This window comes from Thiocystis violascens DSM 198 (assembly GCF_000227745.2).
Classification (GTDB): Bacteria; Pseudomonadota; Gammaproteobacteria; order Chromatiales; family Chromatiaceae; genus Chromatium; species Chromatium violascens.
This window is the reverse complement of the sequence record NC_018012.1, coordinates 3,061,144-3,084,009: the sequence shown is the minus strand read 5'-3', so window position 1 is coordinate 3,084,009 and position 22,866 is coordinate 3,061,144. Positions and strand designations below refer to the sequence as shown.

At 61.5% G+C, this 22,866-nt stretch carries 16 protein-coding genes; 12 read left to right on the top strand and 4 right to left on the bottom strand.

What is annotated here, in order from left to right; genetic code table 11:
• Positions 1-50: 50 nt before the first annotated feature.
• Both ppc and THIVI_RS13640 read right to left on the bottom strand, forming a co-directional pair.
• The gene (ppc, locus tag THIVI_RS13645) at positions 51-2,843 is read right to left on the bottom strand and encodes a phosphoenolpyruvate carboxylase (protein ID WP_041447001.1); all 2,793 of its coding nucleotides are present in this window, start codon (positions 2,841-2,843) and stop codon (positions 51-53) included.
• Positions 2,844-2,848: 5 nt separating this feature from the next.
• Positions 2,849-3,577 (bottom strand): P-loop NTPase family protein, encoded by a 729-nt coding sequence (locus THIVI_RS13640; protein ID WP_041447000.1) that lies wholly within the window; start codon positions 3,575-3,577, stop codon positions 2,849-2,851.
• A 604-nt stretch (positions 3,578-4,181) separates the two neighbouring features.
• Between THIVI_RS13640 and THIVI_RS13635 the strand changes: the two genes are divergently transcribed.
• The 8 genes from THIVI_RS13635 to glnA all read left to right on the top strand — a co-directional run bounded on the left by THIVI_RS13635 (position 4,182) and on the right by glnA (position 18,242).
• Complete coding sequence (locus THIVI_RS13635) at positions 4,182-5,291, top strand: IS5 family transposase (protein WP_041447215.1); 1,110 nt, start codon at positions 4,182-4,184, stop codon at positions 5,289-5,291.
• A gap of 52 nt (positions 5,292-5,343) precedes the next feature.
• Positions 5,344-6,162 carry a CbbQ/NirQ/NorQ/GpvN family protein gene (locus tag THIVI_RS13630; protein WP_014779155.1) on the top strand — a complete coding sequence of 273 codons (819 nt, stop codon included), beginning with the start codon at positions 5,344-5,346 and terminating at the stop codon, positions 6,160-6,162.
• Positions 6,163-6,342: 180 nt separating this feature from the next.
• Positions 6,343-7,536, top strand: a complete 1,194-nt coding sequence (locus THIVI_RS13625) for an efflux RND transporter periplasmic adaptor subunit (RefSeq protein ID WP_014779154.1) — start codon at positions 6,343-6,345, stop codon at positions 7,534-7,536.
• Between the two features lie 12 nt (positions 7,537-7,548).
• The gene (locus tag THIVI_RS13620; RefSeq protein ID WP_014779153.1) at positions 7,549-10,653 is read left to right on the top strand and encodes a multidrug efflux RND transporter permease subunit; all 3,105 of its coding nucleotides are present in this window, start codon (positions 7,549-7,551) and stop codon (positions 10,651-10,653) included.
• Positions 10,654-10,855: 202 nt separating this feature from the next.
• Positions 10,856-11,557, top strand: coding sequence for an FHA domain-containing protein (locus THIVI_RS22855; protein WP_014779152.1), 702 nt, complete (start codon positions 10,856-10,858; stop codon positions 11,555-11,557).
• A gap of 118 nt (positions 11,558-11,675) precedes the next feature.
• A complete protein-coding gene (locus THIVI_RS13610; RefSeq protein WP_014779151.1) occupies positions 11,676-12,878 on the top strand; it encodes an efflux RND transporter periplasmic adaptor subunit in 1,203 nt (400 codons plus the stop codon).
• Complete coding sequence (locus THIVI_RS13605) at positions 12,875-16,018, top strand: efflux RND transporter permease subunit (RefSeq protein ID WP_014779150.1); 3,144 nt, start codon at positions 12,875-12,877, stop codon at positions 16,016-16,018. The genes THIVI_RS13610 and THIVI_RS13605 overlap by 4 nt, the downstream gene beginning before the upstream one ends.
• A gap of 820 nt (positions 16,019-16,838) precedes the next feature.
• Entirely contained in the window at positions 16,839-18,242 is a 1,404-nt protein-coding gene (gene glnA, locus THIVI_RS13600; protein WP_014779149.1) for a glutamate--ammonia ligase, read from the top strand.
• 234 nt (positions 18,243-18,476) lie between these two features.
• Here the strand turns inward: glnA and THIVI_RS13595 are convergent, their stop codons facing one another.
• A complete protein-coding gene (locus THIVI_RS13595; RefSeq protein WP_157174450.1) occupies positions 18,477-18,629 on the bottom strand; it encodes a hypothetical protein in 153 nt (50 codons plus the stop codon).
• A gap of 283 nt (positions 18,630-18,912) precedes the next feature.
• Here THIVI_RS13595 and glnL point away from each other — a divergent pair, with 283 nt between their 5' ends.
• From glnL to THIVI_RS13580, 3 genes are all read left to right on the top strand, one after another.
• Positions 18,913-19,992 carry a nitrogen regulation protein NR(II) gene (glnL, locus tag THIVI_RS13590; RefSeq protein WP_014779147.1) on the top strand — a complete coding sequence of 360 codons (1,080 nt, stop codon included), beginning with the start codon at positions 18,913-18,915 and terminating at the stop codon, positions 19,990-19,992.
• Positions 19,985-21,409: a nitrogen regulation protein NR(I) gene (gene ntrC, locus THIVI_RS13585; protein ID WP_014779146.1), complete on the top strand. Its 1,425-nt coding sequence runs from the start codon at positions 19,985-19,987 to the stop codon at positions 21,407-21,409. Before glnL ends, ntrC begins: the two co-directional genes overlap by 8 nt.
• A gap of 76 nt (positions 21,410-21,485) precedes the next feature.
• Positions 21,486-21,881 carry a hypothetical protein gene (locus THIVI_RS13580; RefSeq protein ID WP_014779145.1) on the top strand — a complete coding sequence of 132 codons (396 nt, stop codon included), beginning with the start codon at positions 21,486-21,488 and terminating at the stop codon, positions 21,879-21,881.
• Positions 21,882-22,041: 160 nt separating this feature from the next.
• Here THIVI_RS13580 and THIVI_RS13575 read toward each other — a convergent pair whose 3' ends face one another.
• A complete protein-coding gene (locus THIVI_RS13575; protein WP_014779144.1) occupies positions 22,042-22,263 on the bottom strand; it encodes a hypothetical protein in 222 nt (73 codons plus the stop codon).
• 134 nt (positions 22,264-22,397) lie between these two features.
• On the opposite strand from THIVI_RS13575, the gene THIVI_RS13570 reads away from it, so the two are divergent.
• On the top strand, positions 22,398-22,862 hold the full coding sequence (locus tag THIVI_RS13570; protein WP_014779143.1) for a tRNA (cytidine(34)-2'-O)-methyltransferase: 465 nt from the start codon (positions 22,398-22,400) through the stop codon (positions 22,860-22,862).
• The last annotated feature ends 4 nt before the right edge of the window (positions 22,863-22,866 follow it).

Below are 22,866 nucleotides of genomic sequence, written 5' to 3'. Positions count from 1 at the left end.
GCTACAAACTGAGAATTGCTGCCGACAAGCTGCCGGCGCTCCCAGGCGCCTTATCCGGTATTCCGCATCCCCGCCGCGATGGCATTGATGGACCGTAGCAGCGGATCCAGCCATTCCGCGCGTTTGTCTTCCTCCGGCTCGGCGCGATAGCGCCCGAGCACCGCCACCTGGATATAACTCAAGGGATCCAGATACTGGTTGCGACGGGCCAGCGAATGACGCAGCTCAGGGGTTTCTTCCATCAGACCGAGCAGCCCGGCAACATTGAGCACCTGCGTCAGTGTTCGGTTGTATTCGTCCTCGATCAAGCGATAGATGGACTCGGCCTGTTCGCGGTTCTCGGCCAGGTTCACGTATTCGCGGGCGATCCGCATCTCGGCCTTGAACAGCGACATCTGGGTGTTGGACAGCAGCGCCCGGAAATAGGGCCAATCCTGATACATTTTTTGGAGCTTGGCCAGACGCTCTAAGTCATTGTTGCGATAGCGCTCGATGGCGTGACCGATGCTGAACCAGGCCGGCAGGGTATGACGCGACTGGCCCCAGCCGAAGACCCAGGGGATGGCGCGGATGGAGCCGAGCGAGCGATCGGCCTTCTTGCGATGCGACGGGCGCGAGCCGATGTTGAGCAGGGCGATACCGTCGAGCGGGGTGCATTCGTAGAAATAATCCAGAAAACCCTCGGTCTCCCGAATCAGCTTGCGGTACGCCTCCTCGCCATGGCGCGACAGCTCGTCCATGATCCCGAGATAGTCGTTGCGCTCCTCCACCGGCGGCTCGATCAGACAGCGGCTGGCCTTGATCAGACCGCTGATGCCCATGGTCAACTCATAGCGGGCGGTTTCCGGATTGGCATAGCGATAGGACAGCACCTCGCCCTGTTCGGTGAACTTGATCTGACCGTGCACGGTGTCGACTGGCTGGGCCAGGATCGCCTCGTGGGTCGGACCGCCGCCGCGCCCCACGGTCCCGCCGCGACCGTGAAAGAGCCGACAGGACACGCCGCGATCATCGGCGAGCGCGATGATCTTTTTCTGCGCCTCGAACAGGTTCCAGCCCGAGGAGAGGATGCCGCCGTCCTTGCAGGAATCCGAATATCCGAGCATCACCTCCTGCTGGTTCCCCGACGCCTTGAGCAGCGCCTGATAGGTCGGATGATCGAACAGCGTACCCATCACCTGGTCGATATGCTCCAGGTCGTCGATGGTCTCGAACAGCGGCGAAATCTGGAGGTTGCAGAACCAGCCCTGACGATCCTTCCCGGCCAGTCCGGCCAGACGCGCCAGCAGCATCGCCTCCATGACATGACTGGCGGCATGGGTCATGGAGATGACGTACTGACCGAAAACCTTCTCGCCGATCTCGGCGCGCAGGCGCGCGATGACCTCGAAGACTTCAAGGGTCTCGCGGGTCTCCGGGGTCAGCGTGGCCTTGTCGATCACGAAGGGATGCGGGTGGGCGATGGTCTCGGACAGCGCCATCAGACGCTGCTCCTCGGTGAACGCCTGATAAAAGGGCGCGCCGGCCTGGCGGGCGAACAGTTCGGTGATGGCCTCGGTGTGACGGGTGGATTCCTGCCGGATGTCCAGATGCACCAGATGGAAACCGAAGGTCTCGGCGAGACGGATCAGATCCTGCAGAGGACCGGCCGCCGCGCTGGCGTCGCCATGATGGATGAGCGAGTCGCGAATGAGATAGAGGTCGGCGAGAAAGTCGCGGTCGCTGCCGTAGCCGCGGGACACATGATCGGCGTCGCGGTTCTCGATACGGGCGCGGATGCGCGCCAGATTCGCCCCCAGACGATGGCTCATCATGGCCAGCTTGCGCCGGTAGGGTTCGTTCAGGAAGCGGCGCAGACTCTGGCCCATGGTCGCGACCCAGTAGTCCTCGTCGGCGTCCAGACTGTCGAGCAGGGCCGGCGAGGGCTCGCAGAATCCGCTGGAATGACTGAGCATCCGGCGCAGCTTGCGGATGCGCTCCAGATACTCTTCCAGCACCAGTTCGGCGTGCATGCGCACCGTCAGTTCGGTCGTCTCCGGGGTCACGAAGGGGTTGCCGTCGCGGTCGCCGCCGATCCAGGAGCCGAAGCGGATGAAGCTCGGCACCTTGACGCCATGATTGGCCCCGTAGACCCGCCGCACCGCCTTCTCCAGAAAGCGATAGACCAGCGGTACCGCCTCGAACAGCGATTCGCGGAAGAAATACAGGCCCTGGCGCACCTCGTCGATGACCTGGGGTTTGTGGACCCGCACCTCGTCGGTCTTCCAGAGGATCTGGATCTGGGTCAGGATCTCCTGGAGTTTTTCCTCGATCTCCTCGTCGTTGAGCTTGCGCCGGCGCAGATCCTGACCGACCAGGAAGATGCGCCGGAAGGTCTCCATGATGGTCCGCCGCTTGGCCTCGGTGGGGTGCGCGGTGAACACCGGCAGATAGAGCAGATGCTCCAGCAGGCTCTGGAAATGCTCCGGACTGATGCCGTCCTCCTGGAACTGACGCACCGTGTCGTCGAAGGAACCGACCCACAGTCGCTGGCCGGCCGAGATGCGGTCCATGCGCGCCAGATGGGCATTCAGCTCCTCGGCGGTATTGACCAGACCGAAATAGATGGTGAAGGCGCGGATGACCTCGGACAGCGTCTGGGGATCCAGGCCCTCGATGCGCTTCATCAATTTCTCGCGCAGTTCGGCGTCTTCCTGTTCGCGCAATTGCATGAAGCCTTCGCGCAAGCGCTCGACGATCACCAGGACGCGCTTGCGGCTGTGCTCGCGCAGCACCTCGCCCAGCAGGGCGGTGAAGAGCTGGACATCGCGCTCCAGCGCCTGATCTTGGGTAATCTCGTTCATCGGGATCAACATCCGTCGAGCGCTTCCGTGGCAGGAGCAGGCGTAAACAGCCCCTCCGCGACCTGATCGAACTGCTTATAGACCCGGTTTTTCCAGACCTTGACCCGTTGGCGGTCCATCAGGCCAAGACCCGTTTCCTTGGTGTGCGCGGCCGCCCACAGACTGGCGCTCCCGTGATCGATCTTGCGCATGGTGGCGGCGTTCAGATCCGGCAGATCGACCGCCGCGACGCCCATCGCCTGGGCCGTCTCCCGCGCCCGCGATGCCTCGTAAGCGGAGAAATTCTTGCCGCGCCCGTAATTTTTGACCACGACATAGGCAACGGCATGACCATAGCGGTCGAATAGATTATCGAGCAGGGCGATGGCATCGGCGCCATCGTCAAGCACATGCCAGAAGACGACCTGGACCTGTTCCTCGTTCGCCAGCGACAGAAAATCGTTCTGATCGATCCAGCGATGCAGCGGCAGCGAGGTCTGCGCCGCCAGATCGACCAGGATATCCCGGTCGGTCTCCAGGGCCGCCTCCATGAGCTGATCCGTGCTCTCGAAATCGTCCAGGACCATGGGCCGACTGTAATCGGCGTAGAAACGCAGCAGGGCGCCGTGGGAGCGATCGGTGTCGAACGCCGCGAAGGGGAGCCCATGATCGATATGGTATTGGGCCAGCAGCCGCGCCAGAACGGACTTGCCGACGCCCCCTTTTTCGCCACCGACGAAGTGGATCTTGCTCATCGCGATACCTGTCTGGATGGATAAACGGACACAGCGCATTTGAACCGCAAAGGCACCAGGGACGCAAAGAAAATCCGCCGCTCCTTGGAGCGATCCTGCGGTTTCGCTCGGCACAAGGAGCGGCTTGCCCTGAACTGAGTCGAAGGTAGTCGACAAAATGTCGACTACCCCAGATGCCGACAACATGTCGGCGCCCATAGGCGCTCCCACACTGCCATGAAGTTAAGCCGTTCATGGTTCGAGGGCCTCACCACGAACGGCTTAACTTCATGGCAGTGAGGTGCTCCCAGTGGGCTCCGTCTTGCGCCGCCGCGCGGAGACCCCCATTTCTTAGTAACTGTCCACATACGATTTCCCGATTTTCCGTTCGTCCTGAGCTTGTCGAAGGATGAACGGAAAATCGCACTCCAAGGTTGACCTTGAATCCGTTCATGGTTCGACCCTTCGACGGGCTCAGGACTCACCACGAACGGATTCCAGATCCCCACGCACAGAGTACAGTTCAAATCGGGAAACAGTTAATGGACAGTTCCTTAGAGGGTGTAGACAAAAATAATTGAGCTGCTATTTGTATACCAGTCTACAACTGAGCTGGTGTGCGCTGATGTCGAAAGCTGGTCGTCCCCCCAAGATTCACGAGGCGGAGCAAGCGGTATTGCGTCAAATTGTCACGGATCGCCCGACCTCCACGCTGTCAGAGATTGCCCGGGAACTCGCGGCACGGACGGGAATCGAGGCTCATGAAGCAACGATTCGCAAGTCCTTGCGGGAGGCGGGCGTCACGCGCCTCCGGGGCGAGAGTGGTCTCGAGGCGCAAGCGCGCGCAACGCCGCGTCGGTATGGGTATACGGATGCGCATCGTCGCCACGACCCCGACCAAAGCTACCCAAGTTGTCTGACCGATGCGGAGTGGGACTTGGTCGCCGCTCTCTTTGAGATGCCGGGCGGGCGGGGTCAACCGCCCCGCGTGTCGCGCCGGAGCATCCTGGAGGCGTGTTGCTACGTGGTGCGCACGGGGTGCGCGTGGCGGATGCTGCCGCACGATTTCGCGCCTTGGCAGAATGTCTACAAGACGTTTCGCCGTTGGAGTGCGGCTGGGAAGTTTGAGCAGATGCATGATCGACTGCGGGGGCAATGGCGCGAACGCGAGGGGCGTGAGATCGCGCCGACGGCGGCGGTGCTGGATGCGCAATCGACCCGCGGCTCGCCGCAGGGTGGACCGAGCGGCTTTGATGCGGGCAAGCAGGTCAAGGGGCGCAAGCGCAGCCTGGTGGTCGATACCTTGGGGTTCGTGTTGGCGGTGAGCGTGGTCGCGGCCAATCTTCAGGACCGCGATGCCGCCTCGGGCGCCGTCGCTGACGCGGCCGCCAAGTACCCCCAGATCAACACGCTGTTTGTCGATAGCGCCTACGCCGGTCAATTTGCCCAAACCACCGAGCAGACCCACGCGATCCGCGTGGAAGTCGTGCGCCATCCAGCCAACAAAAGCGTTGGCTCCTGGCACGTGGACGGGGCGCCTGACCGAGTGGTGATCGCCAACGCCGACGGCTTCGTTCCGCTGCCGAAGCGCTGGGTTGTCGAGCGCACCCATGCGTGGAATGAGCGTGCCCGTCGATTGATCATGCATCATGACCGTCTGCCAGCGGTCTCCGAAACCTGGGTTTGGCTGGCGGAGGCGCGCATCCTGCTGCGGCGGTTGACCACAACGGTTTGATTTTGTCTACACCCTCTTAGATCATTCATCAAACCACACCCGGAGACCGCCGGTGCAGCATGAGCTACGCGTCCTCAAGCCCGAGGAATATTTTATCGAGGACGAACCCTACTACGCGCCGGTCGGCGACGAGATCGCGGTGTTCGAGGCGGCCTATCGCCACGGCCTGCCGATCCTGCTGAAGGGACCGACCGGCTGCGGCAAGACCCGTTTCATGGAGCACATGGCCTGGCGCCTGAAGCGTCCGCTGATCACCGTCTCCTGTCACGACGACCTGACCTCCTCGGATCTGGTCGGGCGCTTTCTGGTGCGCGGCGGCGAGACCGTCTGGGTGGATGGACCGCTGGCCCGCGCGGTGCGCGCGGGCGGAATCTGCTATCTGGACGAGGTGGTCGAAGCGCGCAAGGACACCACGGTGGTGATCCATCCGCTGGCTGACGACCGGCGGGTGCTACCGATGGAGAAGGTCGGCGAACTGCTGGAGGCGCCGTCCGAGTTCTGTCTGGCGATTTCCTATAACCCTGGCTACCAGAGCGTGCTGAAGGATCTCAAGCAGTCGACCCGGCAACGTTTCGTGGCGCTGGAATTCGACTATCCCGGCGCGGTGCTGGAGCAGACGATCATCGAAAAAGAGTCCGGGATCGATGCCGCGCGGGCGCGTCAGTTGGTCAAGTTCGCGCACATGACGCGCAACCTGAAAGGACAGGGACTGGACGAAGGCGCCTCGACCCGGTTGCTGGTGCATGCCGCCAAGCTGATCGTCGGCGGTGTCGATCCGGTGGTCTCCTGCCGCAGCGCCATCGCCCAGGCGCTGACGGACGATCCGGACATGCTCTCGGCGATCAATGAATTGAGCGCATCGCTGTTTTGACGCCTGATCGGGATCGGAATGCTCGCCCCCCAGAGCAAGCCGCCCCTGGGACCGCCGCTCGGCACAAGGGGACGACATTCCCTCACGGACTCGACTCCGCCTATAATAATGAACGATGGCGTCCACTAATTTGCGGCATACTATCCGCCCCACGGCGATTGCGAGTCTGGAGTGTTCATAATGAGGTCGATGTTATTCCGTCTGGCGGCGCTCGCGGCGTGCGCCACTCTGCTGGTTGGCTGCGATAAGCCATCGGGTCCGGCTGCGGGTCCAGGCGCCCAGATGCCCACGCCCGAGGTTTCGGTGGTCATAGCCCACGCCCAATCGGCACCGCTGACCCGCGAACTGGTTGGCCGGCTGGCGGCGACCCGCACCGCGCAGGTACGGGCGCGGGTGGCGGGCATCGTCCTTGATCGGACCTATACCGAAGGCACCGATGTCAAGCAGGGCCAGATTCTGTTCCAAATCGACCCGGCCCAGTTGAAGGCCAAGCTCAACGCCGAGGAAGCGGCCCTCGCCAAGGCCGAGGCGGACGCCGTCAACGCCGCCCTAACGGCGCAGCGCTATACGGAATTGCGCGAGAAAAAAACCATCTCGCAACAGGATGTCGATACCGCCCAAGCGGCCGAACGCACCACGGCGGCGGCGGTTCAGCAAGCGCGCGCCAATGTGGAAAGCGCCCGGCTCGATCTGAGTTACGCCACCGTGCGCGCGCCCATCGCCGGACGCGCCGGGCGCGCACTGGTGACCGAGGGCGCGCTGGTCGGTCAGGGCGAAGCCACGCTCTTGACGACGGTGGAACAGATCGATCCGATCTATGTCAATTTCAGCCAGTCGGTTCAGGAACTCACCGAATTGCAGCGCGAGGCGGCCGGCGCCCAAGGCACTAAAACACCCGCCGCCAAGGCGAAAGTCGAAGTTCTGCTGCCCGGCGGGACGGCGTATCCCGAAACCGGGGCGGTGGATTTCTCCGATCTGGCGGTCGATCCCGGCACCGGCGCCGTCTCGCTGCGCGCCACCGTGCCCAACCCGCACCGCGTCCTGCTGCCAGGGATGTTCGTCACGCTCCGTCTGACCACGGGACAACTGGAACACGCTTTCCTGCTGCCGCACGCCGCGCTATCTCGCGATGCCAAGGGCGCTTCGGTGATGGTTCTGGAGGCCGATGGCAAGGTGGCGCTGCGCCGGGTCGAGACCCACGGCATGACCCGCACCGACTGGATCATGACCGGCGATCTGGCCGACGGCGACCAGGTCATTGTCGCGGGCCTGCAGAAGGTCAAACCGGGCGCGATCGCTAAGCTGGCGCCAGTGGAAACCCCGGCCAAAACACCCTCCGGCTCGCCGCCCGGCCCCGCCGGCGCCAAAGGCTGAGGATCCGCCACCATGCCACGCTTTTTCATCGACCGCCCAATCTTCGCCTGGGTCATCGCGATCCTCATCACCCTGGGCGGCACCGTCGCCATCTTCAAGCTGCCGGTGTCGGCCTACCCGCCGATCGCCCCGCCGCAGGTCAGCATCAGCACCTCCTACCCCGGCGCCAGTGCGGAAGTGGTCGAGAAGACCGTCACCTCGGTCATCGAGCAGCAACTCACCGGCGTCGATAACCTGCTCTATTTCGATTCCACCTCGCGCGCCAACGGCACGGCGCAGATCACCCTGACCTTCGAGAGCGGCACCGATCCGGACATCGCCCAGGTCCAGGTCCAGAATCGTCTGAGCGTGGCCGAGTCGCGCCTGCCCGAGGAGGTCGTGCGCAACGGCATCACCGTGGCCAAGGCCAATAACGACTTCCTGATGGTGGTCGCGCTCAAATCCACCGATCCGGCCATCGACAGCAATGCGCTGGATAACCTCATCGCCGCCCAGATTCTGGATCCGATCCGGCGTTTGGCGGGGGTGGGCGGGGCGACCCAGTTCGGTTCGGGCTATGCCATGCGCATCTGGCTCGATGCCGACAAGCTGCGCGGCTACGGACTGAGCGCCGCCCAGGCGCTGAACGCGGTGCGCGCCCAGAACATCCAGGTGGCCGCCGGCTCCATCGGCGCCGAGCCGGCCCTGCCCGGACAGGGCTTTACCGCCTCGGTCAGCGCCGCCAGCCGATTCACCAGCGCCGGGGAATTCGGCGACATCATCCTGCGCGCCAATGCCGACGGCAGCCATGTGCAGCTCAAGGATGTCGCGCGCATCGGTCTGGGGGGCGAGTCCTTCGGGCGCGAGGTGCATCTGGCCGGGGACGCGGTCGCCGGCTTCGCCATTCAGCTCGCCCCGGAAGCCAATGCGCTGGACGTGGCCGAGGCGGTGCGCGTCAAAATGGACGAGCTGGTCCGCTATCTGCCCGATGGCGTGGGCTGGGTCACCCCTTACGACAGCACGCAGTTCGTGCGGATCTCGATTCAGGAAGTGATCAAGACTCTGGCCGAGGCGGTGGTGCTGGTGTTCCTGGTCATGCTGCTGTTTCTGCAGAATCTGCGCGCGACCCTGATCCCGACCCTGGTGGTGCCGGTCGCCATCACCGGCGCCTTCGCCGGCATGTATCTGGCGGGATTCTCGATCAATGTGCTGAGCCTGTTCGGGCTGGTGCTCGCCATCGGTCTGGTGGTGGACGACGCCATCGTGGTGGTCGAGAACGTCGAGCGGCTGATGACCGAGGAAGGTTTGTCACCGAAAGAGGCGGCACGCAAGGCGATGGATCAGATCACCGGCGCGGTCATCGCCATGACCCTGGTGCTAGCGGCGGTCTTCATCCCGATGGCACTGGTCGGTGGCAGCGTGGGCGTCATCTATCGTCAGTTCTCGCTGACCATCGCCATCTCCATGGGCATTTCCGCGCTCATGGCACTGAGTTTCACCCCGGCGCTCTGCGCCACCCTGCTGCGCCCGGTCCACGACAAAAAGCCAAATTGGTTCCTGCGTGGCTTCAACAGCGGCTACGGCTGGGTCGCCCGCGCCTATCTGGCGCGGGTCGGCGGTGCGATCCGCCACGCCCCTCGCTGGATGGTCGCCTTCATCGCGCTGGTGATCGTTGCCGGGTATCTCTACGTCAAACTGCCGACCAGCTTCCTGCCGGAAGAGGATCAGGGCTACGCCTTCGCCATCATCCAGCTTCCGCCTGGCGCCAACATGCAGCGCACCGCGGCGGTCCTGAAGGAGATGGAATCGATCCTCAAGCGGCATCCGGCAGTGGATCGGGTGCTGCACGTGGCCGGGTTCAGCTTCGTGGGTCAGGGCGAAAACGTGGGACTGGGGTTCATCCGGCTGAAGCCCTGGGACGCGCGCACCGATCCGGCCGAGCAGATCAAGGCGTTCATTCCGGCGGCCAATGGCATGCTGCAATCCATCCAGGGCGCGCGCATCTTCGTCGTCAACATGCCGACGATCCGGGGGCTGGGGCGCTTCGGCGGTTTCGACTTCCGGTTGGAGGACCGCGCCGGTCTCGGGCATGATTCCTTGATGCAGGCACGCAATGCGCTGCTCGGGGCGGCGGGTCAGAATCCGGTCCTGGCAGGGGTGCGACCCAATCAACTGGAAGACGCGCCAGAGGTACAGCTCACGGTGGACCGTCTTCAGGCGCAGTCGATGGGGCTCGACCTGGGTGACATCTACAGCGCCATCCAGCTCATGCTGGCGCCGGTCTATGCCAATGATTTCAACTATCAGGGGCGCGTGCTCAAGGTGCTGTTGCAGGCGGACGCCGCCTATCGCAGCCGTCCGGAAGACCTGGAGCGCTATTACATCCCGAGCAGTCAGGGCGGGCTCGACGACATGGTCCCGCTGAGCAGCGTGGTCACGCCCACCTGGGGCACCGCCCCGCCGGCCATCGACCACTACAACGGCTATGGCGCGATCCAGATCAACGGCGGCGCGGCCCCCGGACACAGTTCCGGTCAGGCCATGGCCGCGATGGCGTCGATCGTCGAGAACGATCTGCCGTCAGGCATCGGCTACGAATGGTCGGGCGCCTCGCTCCAGGAGATCATTTCCGGACAACAGGCGCCGATCCTGTTCGCGCTCTCGCTGCTGGTGGTCTTTCTGGCGCTCGCCGCGCTCTACGAGAGCTGGTCGATCCCTGCGGCGGTGATGCTGGTGGTCCCGCTGGGCATGCTAGGCGCTCTTAGCTTCACTTGGTTGCGCGGGCTGGAGAACGATGTCTATTTCAATGTCGGTCTCATCGCCGTGATCGGTCTTTCGGCCAAGAACGCCATTCTGATCATCGAGTTCGCCAACACCCTGCGCCAGTCCGGGCACAGTCTGCTGGAATCCACCCTGGAAGCCTGCCGGCTGCGTTTCCGGCCCATTCTCATGACCTCCATTGCCTTCATCCTGGGCGTCACCCCGCTGGTCATCTCCACCGGCGCGGGCGCCAACAGCCGTCACGCCATCGGCACCGGCGTCATGGGCGGGATGGTCGGCGCCACCCTGCTCGGGGTGCTGTTCGTCCCGGTCTTTTATGTCGTCGTGCGGCGATTGATGGGGGATAAACTGGAATGACGTCCAGGATAACGAACCGTTGTCGTCGAGGCGATAACGGGTGGGCGACTTGATCGCCGACGCGGATTGACTGCTCTCGCGGAGCGGGTGTGACGGCTTGACCCGAACTGATAGCATCTCACAGGACACCCTGGAAATCAGGTAGACGAGTACGCGTCCAGCCCGTTCGATAACCCCAGTCTCTAAAAAGGAGTTGCGACCCATGCCCTTTCTTCGACTGTATTCCGGCACGCACCTTCAAAAGCAGTGGCCATTGCTGACGGACCGACTGACCATTGGCCGTGCGAGCGATAACGACATTGTTTTGCAAAACCCGAGTATCTCCAAATACCATGCTGTGATCGAGAAGGAAGGCAACGCCTTCGTGCTGGTTGACAACCGCAGCGCCAATGGCGTCTTTATCAAAGGTCAACGGATAGAGCGGCAAACCCTCGCTTTCTGGGACGAAATCCAGATCCATCCTTATAAACTGGTCTATATGGCTCTCGCGAAACTGCCAGGGGAGGAAGAGGGGCTGGAGGCGCATGAAGCCGGCAAGATCCAGAAGGATGCGACCATGATGGTCAATAAAGACGAGATCGTCAGGTTGCTCGATCAGATGAAACAGCAAAAGTCTAATGTCGTGTATCTCATACGCGAGGGCGCGGCCGATCGGCTTGTCCTGGACACCTCGACCTTCACCCTCGGACGTGCGCGCGACAGCGATATCCGCTGCGGTGGCTGGTTTTCCCCTGCCTTGGCGGCCAAGATCGAGCGCCGCCTCGATGGCCACTATCTGGTGCCCGCAAAACGTGGTCGCGTCATGGTAAACGGACTGGCGATCCACGACGCCGTTCGACTGGCGGAAAACGATCGGCTTAATGTCCAAGGTGTGGCATTGCGTTATTACATCCGACCGCTCTGAGAATGGCTGCGCGAGACAGAGGCAGCTTGCGTTCATCAGGGTCTCGCGTTAGCTTCGCACGTCTTTCTCGCGCCGGTCTGGCGTGCCTGGATTTCTCTCATTCTGGAGCGGTTTAACGATGCCAACTCATTCCCCCGATTCGGCTTTCCAGGCGCGGCGGTCCGTCCCGGACGCAGGTTCTCGCGGCGGCTGGCCCGTGCGCTTTCTGGTGGCCGGGATCGCGCTGACGTTCCTCGGTTGCGGGAAGCCCGAGCCGGCCGCCACCCCGCAGATGCCGCCCCCGGCGGTGGTCGCGGTCGCGGCCAAGTCGCAGGCCATCGAGGACGAGGCGCGCTTCGTCGGCCGGGTGGTGGCGGTGAACCGGGTCGAGCTGCGCGCGCGGGTGGAGGGGTTTCTGAAGGAGCGCCGGTTTACCGAGGGCGATCCGGTCGCGGTGGGCGATGTCCTCTTCCTGATCGAGCCGGAACAATACGAGGCCGTCGTGGAGCAGCGTCAGGCGGACGTGACGAAGGCCCAGGCCGACGCGCAGAACGCCGAGGCCCAGCTCAAGCGCGGCCAGGAACTGCTGACGCAGAAGAATATCGCCCAGGCCAAGGTCGACGAATTGCAGGCGGCGGCCTCCGTCGCCAAGGCGAGCATCGCCCAGGCCAAGGCCGCGCTCACGGCGGCCCAACTGGATCTGAGCTATACCCGGATCACGGCCCCGGTTGCCGGACGGATCGGTCTGGCGCAATACACCATCGGCAATCTGGTCAGTCCCTCCTCCGGGGTGCTGGCGACCATCGTCAGCCGCGATCCGATGTATGTTCAATTTCCCCTGACGCAACGTGAACTGCTCCAGGCGCGACGCGATGTCAAGGAGCGGGGTATGGACAGCAAGAACGTCGTGGTGAAGGTCCGTCTGCCCGACAAGACGCTGTACGAGCATCCGGGACGCCTGGATTTCGTCGATGTCACCACCGACGCGGGGACCGACTCGGTGATCCTGCGCGCCGCGTTGCCCAATCCCGACGGCTTGCTGGTTGACGGTCAGTACGTGGGTCTGGTGCTCGAAAGCGGCGAGCCCAAGTCGGCGATCCTGATCCCTCAGTCGGCGATGCAGATCGACCAGCAGGGCGTCTATGTTCTGATCGTCGATGGCGAGAGCAAGGCGCAGGTGCGCCGCGTCGAGACCGGTCCGGTCAAGGGGGCGAACATCGCCGTGACCAAGGGACTTGAGGAGGGCGAGTTAGTCATCGCCGAGGGCATCCAGAAGGTGCGTCCTGGCCAGGTGGTCAAGGCCGCGCCGGCGCAGGCGCCGAACGAGGGCGCGGCGCCATGATCTCCGATACCTTCATCGACCGACCGCGACTGTCGATCGTCATCTCGGTCGTCATCACGCTCGCCGGGCTGATCGCGATCACCCAGATTCCGATGGCGCAGTTTCCGGACATCGTCCCGCCGCAGGTCTCGGTGACCGCGTCCTATCCCGGCGCTAGCGCGTCGGTGGTGGAATCCACCGTCGCCCAGCCGATCGAGTCCCAGGTCAACGGCGTCGACAACATGCTCTACATGAAGTCGACCAGCGGCAACGACGGCAGTTATTCGCTGAACGTGACCTTCGCGCTCGGCACCGATCCCGACATCAATACGGTCAATGTGCAGAATCGGGCGAATCTCGCCACCGCCCAGCTTCCGGAAGAGGTCAAGCGTCAGGGGCTGACGGTCAAGAAAAAATCCACCGCCATGCTCCAGGTGGTGGCGATCTACTCGCCAAAACACGCCTATGACGCGCTGTTCCTGAGCAATTACGCGACCATCAACGTCATCGACACCCTGGCGCGGGTGCCGGGCGTGGGCGAGGTCTCGCAGTTCGGGCCGCTCGACTACAGCATGCGCATCTGGCTGGATTCGGACCGGCTGACCGCGCTCAGTCTCACCCCGTCCGACGTGATCTCGGCGATCCAGAGTCAGAACGTTCAGGCGGCGGTGGGTCGCATCGGCGCGCAGCCCATGACCCCGGACCAACAGTTTCAGATCACCCTCCAGACCCAGGGTCGGCTGAGCGACGCAGGCGAGTTCGAGAACATCGTGGTGCGCGCCAATCCGGACGGTTCCAACGTCCTGGTCAAGGATCTCGGGCGGGTGGAACTGGGCGCCAAGCAGTCCGACCGGATGAGCCGGCTGGATGGCAGCGAAACGGCGGCGATGGCGATCTATCTGGCCCCCGGCGCCAATGCGGTGGCGGTGGCGGATGGCATCCAGGCGGCGATGGATAAACTCGCCGAACGCTTCCCCGACGATCTGGACTACGCGGTCGTCTACGACACCACGGATTTCGTCAAGGCGAGTCTGGAAAAGGTGATCCACACCCTGTTCGAGGCGTTCGCGCTGGTGATCCTGGTGGTGTTCGTCTTTCTCGGCAGTTGGCGCGCGACCCTGATCCCGCTGATCGCCGTGCCAGTCGCCCTGATCGGCACCTTCGCCTTTCTGCTGATGATCGGTTTCTCGGCCAATACCATCTCGCTGCTGGCCGTGGTGCTCGCCATCGGGATCGTGGTCGATGACGCCATCGTGGTGGTCGAGAACGTCGAACGCATCATGGAGGAAGACGGCCTGGCGCCGCGCGAGGCGGCCAAGAAGGCGATGGGCCAGATCACCGGCCCCATCATCGCCATCACCCTGGTGCTGCTGTCGGTCTTCCTGCCAGTCGCCTTCATTCCCGGCATCACCGGGCAGTTGTTCCAGCAGTTCGCCGCCGTGGTCGCCTTCTCGATGCTGATCTCGGCGATCAACGCCCTCACCCTGTCGCCGGCGCTGTGCGCCATCCTGCTCAAGCCGACCCATCACAAACGCGGACCCATGCGGTATCTCATGCGCGGGATCGACCAGGTTCGCGATGGTTATGCCGCGATCGTCGCGCGTCTGGTGCGCTTCTCGCTGCTCGTGTTGGTGCTGGTGGCGGGCGTCGGACTGGCCACCGGTTGGCTGTTCAAGATCACCCCGACCGGCTTTCTGCCCGAGGAGGATCAGGGCGCCTTCATGGCGCAGATCCAGTTGCCCGAGGGTGCTTCGGTCAACCGTACCCTGGAGGTCGTCAAGCAGGTCGAAACGCTGATCGGCCAGGATCCGGCGGTCGCCCATGTGCTGACGGTGCCGGGTTACAGCATCCTCGACGGCGTGGTGCAGTCCAACAGCGCACTGGCGGTGATTCGGCTCAAACCCTTCGAGGAGCGGACCACGCCGAACCTCAAGGCGACCGCCGTCATTGACCGGGTCGCTGTCCAGACCGCCAGCATCCCGAGCGCCCGTGTCATGCCCTTCAATCTGCCGCCGATCATCGGGCTCGGCACCGGGGGCGGGTTCGAGTACCAGCTTCAGGATCTCCAGGGCCGCACGCCGGTCGAGCTGGCCGCCGCCATGCGCGGTTTGGTGCTGGCCGCCAATCAGGATCCGGCGCTTTCGCGGGTCTTTTCCACTTGGGCGACCAATAACCCTCAGGTTTTTCTCGATATCGACCGCGAGAAGACACAGACGCTGGGGGTTCAGGTCAATGACATCTTTACCGCGCTCCAGGCCACGCTGGGTGGTTATTATGTCAACGACTTCAACAAATTCGGGCGGGTTTGGCAGGTACAGATCCAGGGCGAGGAGGGTGATCGGCAGCAGTTCGACGATGTCTATCGCATCCATGTCCGCAATAGTCAGGGAGAAATGGTGCCCATCCGGGCGGTGATGACCCCGAAACTCATCCTCGGCCCGCAACTCCTGCAGCGCTATAACAACTACCGCAGCGTCACCATCCAGGGCGGACCGGCTCCGGGGCGCAGCTCCGGCGAGGCGCTGACCGCCATGGAACGGCTCTCCGCCACGACCCTGCCGAGCGGCTATGGGTTCGAGTGGACCGGCACCGCCTTCCAGGAAAAAGAGGCCGGCGGCAAGACGCCGATCGTGCTCGGTCTGGCGGTGCTCTTCGCCTATCTGTTCCTGGTCGGACTCTATGAAAGCTGGTCGATGCCGGCGGCGGTGCTGCTGTCGGTCACCGTCGGCGTGCTGGGGGCGATGTCCGCGCTCTGGATTGCCGGGTTGCCTAACGATCTTTACGCCCAGGTCGGTATCGTGGTGCTGATCGGACTGGCGAGCAAGAACGCCATTTTGATCGTCGAGTTCGCGATGGAGGAGCGGGCGGGCGGCAAACCCTTGCTGGAAGCCGCCACCCATGCCGCGCGGATGCGGATTCGCGCCGTGCTCATGACCAGCTTCGCCTTCATCCTCGGGCTGGTTCCGCTCATCATCGCCAGCGGGGCCGGGGAGGCCAGTCAGCGCGGGGTTGGCACCGCCGTCTTTGGCGGTATGCTCGCCGCCTCAATGGTTGGCATCTTTCTGATTCCGATGCTGTATGTGGTGTTTCAGCGGTTGCGCGAGAAGGTGCATGGCGGGGGAATGGATAGGGACACCGAGATGCACGGCGCGAGGAGATAACGGCTGCCGTATCCTGACCGTAGGAGCCCGCTTGCGGGCGACGGGCGAGCCCTCGAAAGATCTTGATGCCAGTCGCCCGCAAGCGGGCTCCTACGGTGTGATTCCAGCGATTCTCCGCAGTGTTGATTGTGGCTGCGTCCGAAGCCGAGACCGATAAGACCTAATGCGACCAGTGCGAGGTTGGGAGATAGCGGGATCGCATCCAGGGCATCGACGTGGATGCCGAGCCATCCGTCCGTCCGTCCACAAATCTCCGCCGTGGTCGAGCCGACGCACACCATTACAGACGCACGGGCGGAGCGCCACCCAGTGGTGGCCGCCCATCTGGGAAGTTTGGATAGATGCGCGCACTATATTAGTGCGTGATATCATCATGGCTCGCTATTTGAGTGCGTGACGATCCACGGGTGTGATCGGTGCGTTTCAAGTGAGGGCGTCTGGACGTACTCGAAATGGTCTGCTGAACATGAGGGATTGGCCGAGCGTCGCTGACCATCATTGATGCAAGCCGGCCTTGGCAAAGCCAGACGCATCCTGGATCCGCCTTGGGCAAAGCCTGCCCATTTCTGGCTCTATCATTGCATGCGTTCGTCGAAGCCCAGGATTATGCTGCTCATGGCCGGATTGATTTGGGTTGGACGAGAAGCCGCCTATTCTTCGTCAGCTTGAGCGGTTTTTTCGCATCGAGCAAGGCAGTCCATCGCCTGTCAGGTTCCGGGGCCGGATGCCGGTTTTTTCTGAATTTACAACAACACGCAAGCGCCGCACATCGTTATCAACCGGTCTCGATTTTCAATTACACAGCATCGGAGACAATTCTATGACAGACGTCATCAAGATGATCAAAGACAACGAAGTGAAGTTCGTCGATCTTCGCTTCACGGATACCCGCGGGAAGGAGCAGCACGTCTCCATGCCAGCCAGTGTGATCGACGAAGACATGTTCAGGGACGGCAAGATGTTCGATGGCTCGTCGATCGCCGGGTGGAAAGGCATCGAGGCATCCGACATGGTTCTGATGCCGGAGCCCGATACCGCCGTGATGGACCCCTTCACCGACGAAAATACCCTGATCATTCGCTGCGATATTCTCGAACCCGAGACCATGACCGGCTATGAGCGCGATCCTCGCTCCGTCGCAAAGCGCGCCGAGGCTTACCTGAAGTCAACCGGCGTGGCGGATACCGCCTACTTTGGCCCGGAGCCCGAGTTCTTCATCCTGGACGACGTCCGCTGGGGCGCCGACATGAGCGGTTGCTTCTACAAGATCGACTCGGAAGAGGCCGGCTGGAACTCCGAGCGCGTCTTCCCGGATGGCAACATGGGTCATCGTCCCGGCACCAAGGGCGGCTATTTCCCTGTTCCGCCGGTCGATTCGCTGAACGATCTGCGCGCGGCCATGTGCTTGACGCTCGAGGAAATGGGCGTTCCGGTCGAGGTCCATCATCACGAGGTCGCCACTGCGGGACAGTGCGAGATCGGCACCCGCTTCGATACGTTGGTCCGCCGCGCCGACAAGAACCAGATCACCAAGTACGTGATCCAGAATGTCGCGCATGCCTATGGCAAGACGGCCACCTTCATGCCTAAGCCGATCGTCGGCGACAATGGCACCGGCATGCACGTTCATCAATCGTTGAGCAAGGACGGCCAGAACCTCTTTGCCGGCGACAAATACGGCGGTCTGTCCGACACGGCGCTGTATTACATCGGTGGCATCATCAAGCACGCTCGCGCGCTGAATGCCCTGACCAATGCCTCGACCAATTCCTATAAGCGACTGGTCCCTGGATTCGAGGCCCCGGTCATGCTGGCCTACTCGGCGCGCAACCGCTCCGCCTCCATTCGCATCCCGTTCAGCGCCAGCCCCAAGGGCCGCCGCATCGAGGTGCGTTTCCCGGACTCCACCGGCAACCCCTACCTGGCATTCTCGGCCATGATGCTGGCCGGTCTGGATGGTATCCAGAACAAGATCCATCCCGGCGATGCCATGGACAAGGATCTCTACGACCTGCCGCCCGAGGAGGCGAAGTCGATTCCGACCGTCTGCTATTCGCTGGATATGGCGCTGGACGCGCTGGATCAGGATCGCGACTTCCTGACCGCCGGGGGCGTCTTCAGCGACGATTTGATCGACAGTTACATCACCTTGAAAATGGCTGAAGTCACCCGGTTGCGCATGACCACGCATCCGGTTGAATTCGACATGTATTACAGCCTGTAAAGGACTTCGGCGGAGACATTCGATCTCTCAGTGCAAGGACGCACGAACAGCAAGCATGTACTTTGGCCGATGTACATTTCCCGATGCTAGGCTATCCCATGCGGATGACGCGCAGTTTCCTGGTCCTTATTCGGCGTTTGCGATTGTCTTACCGAGCGCGAACGAGACCCTCATTCAGGAAACCGGCGATCTCTCCATCGCGTTCATCCTCGATCTGCCGCTCGTTGAGGGTCACTAGATCGATGTGTTGCTCGATGAGGCGATGATTCCGCTGACAAAGCCGGCAACCCCATTAAATTGACCGGCGTCGCCTTCGGTAGCCATCGAATACGGATACGCAATAACGAAGGCTTCACCGTCGCCCAGACGCCCCTCCACATATTTCATCTTCGCAAACCCGAGCAACCAGGGCAATCGCCCTGAGGATCGACGCGACGTCGATGCCATGCGATCACGAACGAGTCGCTGGTCCGTCAGGACATGATTCTCCGGATCTCGAAATTGGTATGAATTCTGCTTTTTACAATGGAGCACCATCATTGCGCCCGAATGGCCCACTCCGTTGGATTCCGGTATCGAAACCCTAAACATGACCGAAGATCCGGACCATCGGTGCTTTCAGCCTTGGTTCCGGTCGGAGGCGAAGCAGACAGCCACACGGATCCATCCAATGACAATTCGACACTTGGGCAAAACGACTCTCGAACGGATGATTCTTGACCATCTGAATACCGCGGTCATGTTATTCGACAAACAGTTGTGCCTGACGTATCTCAATCCGGCGGCCGAAATCCTGTTCGAGGTGAGTTCGAGGCACTTGGTTGGTCAGCATGCGGCGCATCTGCTTCCCTGCCCCGACAGCAATGTCGAGCAACGTTTGGCCTCCGCGCTTTCCTCGCGTCATCCATTTACGGAACACGAGATCAATATCACGGTTGCCGATCGCACCAAAACAGTGAACTGCACCGTTCTGCCCCTGTTCCATTTTGACGCGGAAGACGAGGTGCTGGTGGAACTGAATCAGGTCGACCGTCAATTACGCATTACACGCGAGGAGCATCTGCTGTCGCAGCATCAGGCCACTCAGACACTGATCAGAGGCTTGGCGCATGAAATCAAGAATCCACTTGGCGGTCTACGAGGCGCGGCGCAGTTACTGGAACGGGAACTCCCCGATCCCGGATTGCGTGAATATACGCGAATCATTATCGACGAAGCCGATCGCTTGCAGGCCCTGATGAACCGGATGCTCGGCCCGAATCGGATGCCGCGTCGCGCAATGGTCAACATTCACGACGTGCTTGAACATGTCCGTGGGCTGATCCTCGCGGAATCGCCGCTCGGTCCCGACATTCAACGCGATTACGATCCCAGTATTCCAGACTTTATGGCCGATCAGGATCGTCTGATCCAGGCGTTTCTGAATCTTGCCCGCAATGCCGCCGCGGCCGCTGGTGTCCATGGCCATGTTGAACTCAAAACCCGGGTATTAAGACAATTCACGATCGGAAACCGCCGCCATCGACTGATTCTATTGGCTCAGATACGTGATGACGGCCCTGGCATCCCTGACGAAATTCGCAATCAGATTTTTTTTCCCATGGTCTCCGGTTATCCCGGAGGCAGTGGACTTGGGCTGCCCATCGCCCAGGAACTGGTCAGTCAGCACGGTGGACTGATCGAGTGCAATAGTCGTCCAGGCGACACGGCGTTTATCGTTTATCTGCCGCTGGAGTCAGACCATGACTAGAGAACCCAAGGTATGGGTCATCGATGATGACCGATCGATTCGCTGGGTGCTTGATCGCGCACTCCGCAAGGCGGAGATGCATGTGACCTGTTTCTCGAACGGAGTGGGGATCATCGAGGCGCTGCAACGGGAACAGCCCGATGTCATCCTCACCGATATCCGCATGCCGGGTATCGATGGCCTTGACCTGCTCCGTCAGGTGACGGCCCGCTATCCGGGGCTACCCGTCATTATCATGACCGCGCATTCCGATCTGGACAGCGCGGTCTCGGCGTTTCACAGCGGTGCGTTCGAATATCTTCCCAAGCCTTTCGACCTTGACGAAGCCGTCTCCCAGATCAGTCGCGCCTGCCGCCGCGGGCGCGATGAACGCACCGAAGAGGTCGCGGAAGCCAAGGCACCGGATATCATCGGCGAGGCTCCCGCCATGCAGGAAGTCTTTCGCGCCATTGGCCGTCTTGCAAGATCCAACATCACCGTTCTCATCAATGGCGAATCCGGAACCGGCAAGGAACTGGTCGCGCGCGCCTTGCACCGGCACAGCCCAAGAAGCGATCGGCCGTTCATCGCGCTGAACATGGCGGCCATTCCGCGCGACCTCCTGGAATCCGAGTTGTTCGGCCATGAGCGCGGCTCCTTTACCGGGGCACAGGCACGACGCGAGGGACGCTTCGAGCAAGCCGATGGCGGCACGCTGTTCCTGGATGAAATCGGCGACATGCCCGCCGAAATGCAGACCCGCCTGTTGCGCGTCCTGGCCGATGGCGAGTTCTATCGGGTTGGTGGCATGGCGCCAATCCGGGTCGATGTCCGCATCATTGCCGCCACTCATCAGAATCTGGAAGAGCTTGTTCGCCAAGGCCGCTTCCGAGAGGATCTCTTCCACCGTCTCAATGTCATTCGCATCCACTTGCCAGCCCTGCGGGATCGACGCGAGGATATTCCGTTACTGATGCGTCACTTCCTGGCCCAAGCCGCCTTGGAATTAAGCTGCGAACCCAAGAGCCTGTTACAGGGTGCGATCGATCACCTGAAACGACTCGATTGGCCGGGCAATGTGCGACAACTGGAAAACGCGGCGCGCTGGCTGACCGTCATGGCGTCGAGCAAACACATTCAGGCCGAAGACCTGCCGCCCGAGTTGAATGCCACCTTCGTGGAGCCATCGAACGATGACTCCTGGGAACTGGTTCTGCGCCGCTGGTCTCGCCAGAAGTTGAATCAGGGGCAGGAAGCGCTACTTGATAAGGCATTACCGGCCTTCGAGAGGATTATGATTCAATCGGCCCTGGAACATACCGGCGGCCGACGTCAGGAAGCCGCCCGCCTTCTCGGCTGGGGGCGAAACACCTTGACAAGAAAAATCAAGGAGTTAAGCATCGACTCTGGAGATCCGCCCGCCAACGAAGACAGTTAAACGGCTTCAGGTATCGCGAGAGTCCTTTGCGAAAACACTACATTTATTCGTTCGACATGTGGATCGGGAGATCGATTTGGACAGCACCAGCATTGAACTCAAAGGCGCCGAGATTTCCTCGATCGACCTGGATCAAGGATGTCTTCGCATGCGGATCGCACGCGCCTCTCTGATCAAAACCTTGACTGGATCGACCGAGAGAACCCGCTGGTGGCAGGCTGGAGTCTTGCGCATGGATGACGCGGTTCTGTCGTCGCCACTTCCGATCGGCCCCTTGGTTTGCGCTGGCGGAGATCTTGACGAAAACATTTACACATATCGAGACATGATTCCCATCCCGCTCGCCAGCCGAGGTTACATCCGCTGCGAACTGCGCTTCGAGGGCGCGGCCTTGCCTTTCGTCGTCACCGCATCTGCGGTAGAACTCGAGATGAAGGGCACTCCAAAATACCTTGAGCATCTGAGGACATAAAAAACCCGCGCGATGGCGCGGGTTTTATGGCGATTTCAAGATCGCCTTACCCGTGGAGATCTGTCTCTCGGTCACTTAGACCGAGTCCACACCGGGGTTTTCACGTTCATGCCAAACCCGGTCGAACACTTGCGACCATATCTGGCATGATGAATGCAGCTTAGCGTACTGAGCCAACGATTTCGTGAGCAATATCCACGACACGATTGGCCATGTCGAGATATTCCTGGCGATAGTCCGCCAGCAACCCTTCAGTGGAAGCCCAGTAATCCTTTCCGGACACACCGTGTTTGTGTTCGTAATCGATAAACTGCTTCTGCATTTCAAGCATCTTATCGATCAGTTCCTGTTTTTCTGATTTCAGCGCGGCGATGTCGCTCATGGATGTGTCCCCCATCGGTTGTGGGTCTGTTATGGAAATATAATTCAGTAGATACCGAAGCTGTAATATAGCATGCGCGATTGAACAGAAGTCAATCCGACAAAACTTCTAGGTTTACCCCTCGGATCAGTCACGTGTTTGATGTCATTCTCTACGAACCCGAGATTCCACCCAATACAGGCAACGTCATGCGCCTGAGCGTCAACGCGGGAGCACGTTTGAATTTGATTCAACCGCTCGGATTCTCCCTGGATGATCGTTTGCTGCGACGGGCGGGACTCGATTACCGCGAATGGGCGGATGTTCATGTCCACGCATCGCTGGACGACTGCCTTGATAGTCTCTCCCGACCGCGCGTGTTCGGCGTCAGCACCAAGGGCGACGTTTCTTATACGTGCCCCCGGTATCAGGCTGGCGATGTGATGCTCTTCGGCCCCGAAACACGCGGACTTCCAGACACCATACTTGAGGCTTTACCAAGCGAGCAGCGCATCCATATCCCGATGTATCCCGGTAACCGCAGCATGAATCTATCGAATGCGGTTGCCGTCGTTCTGTTCGAGGCTTGGCGTCAACACAATTTCGCGGGTGCGCGATAGTGCG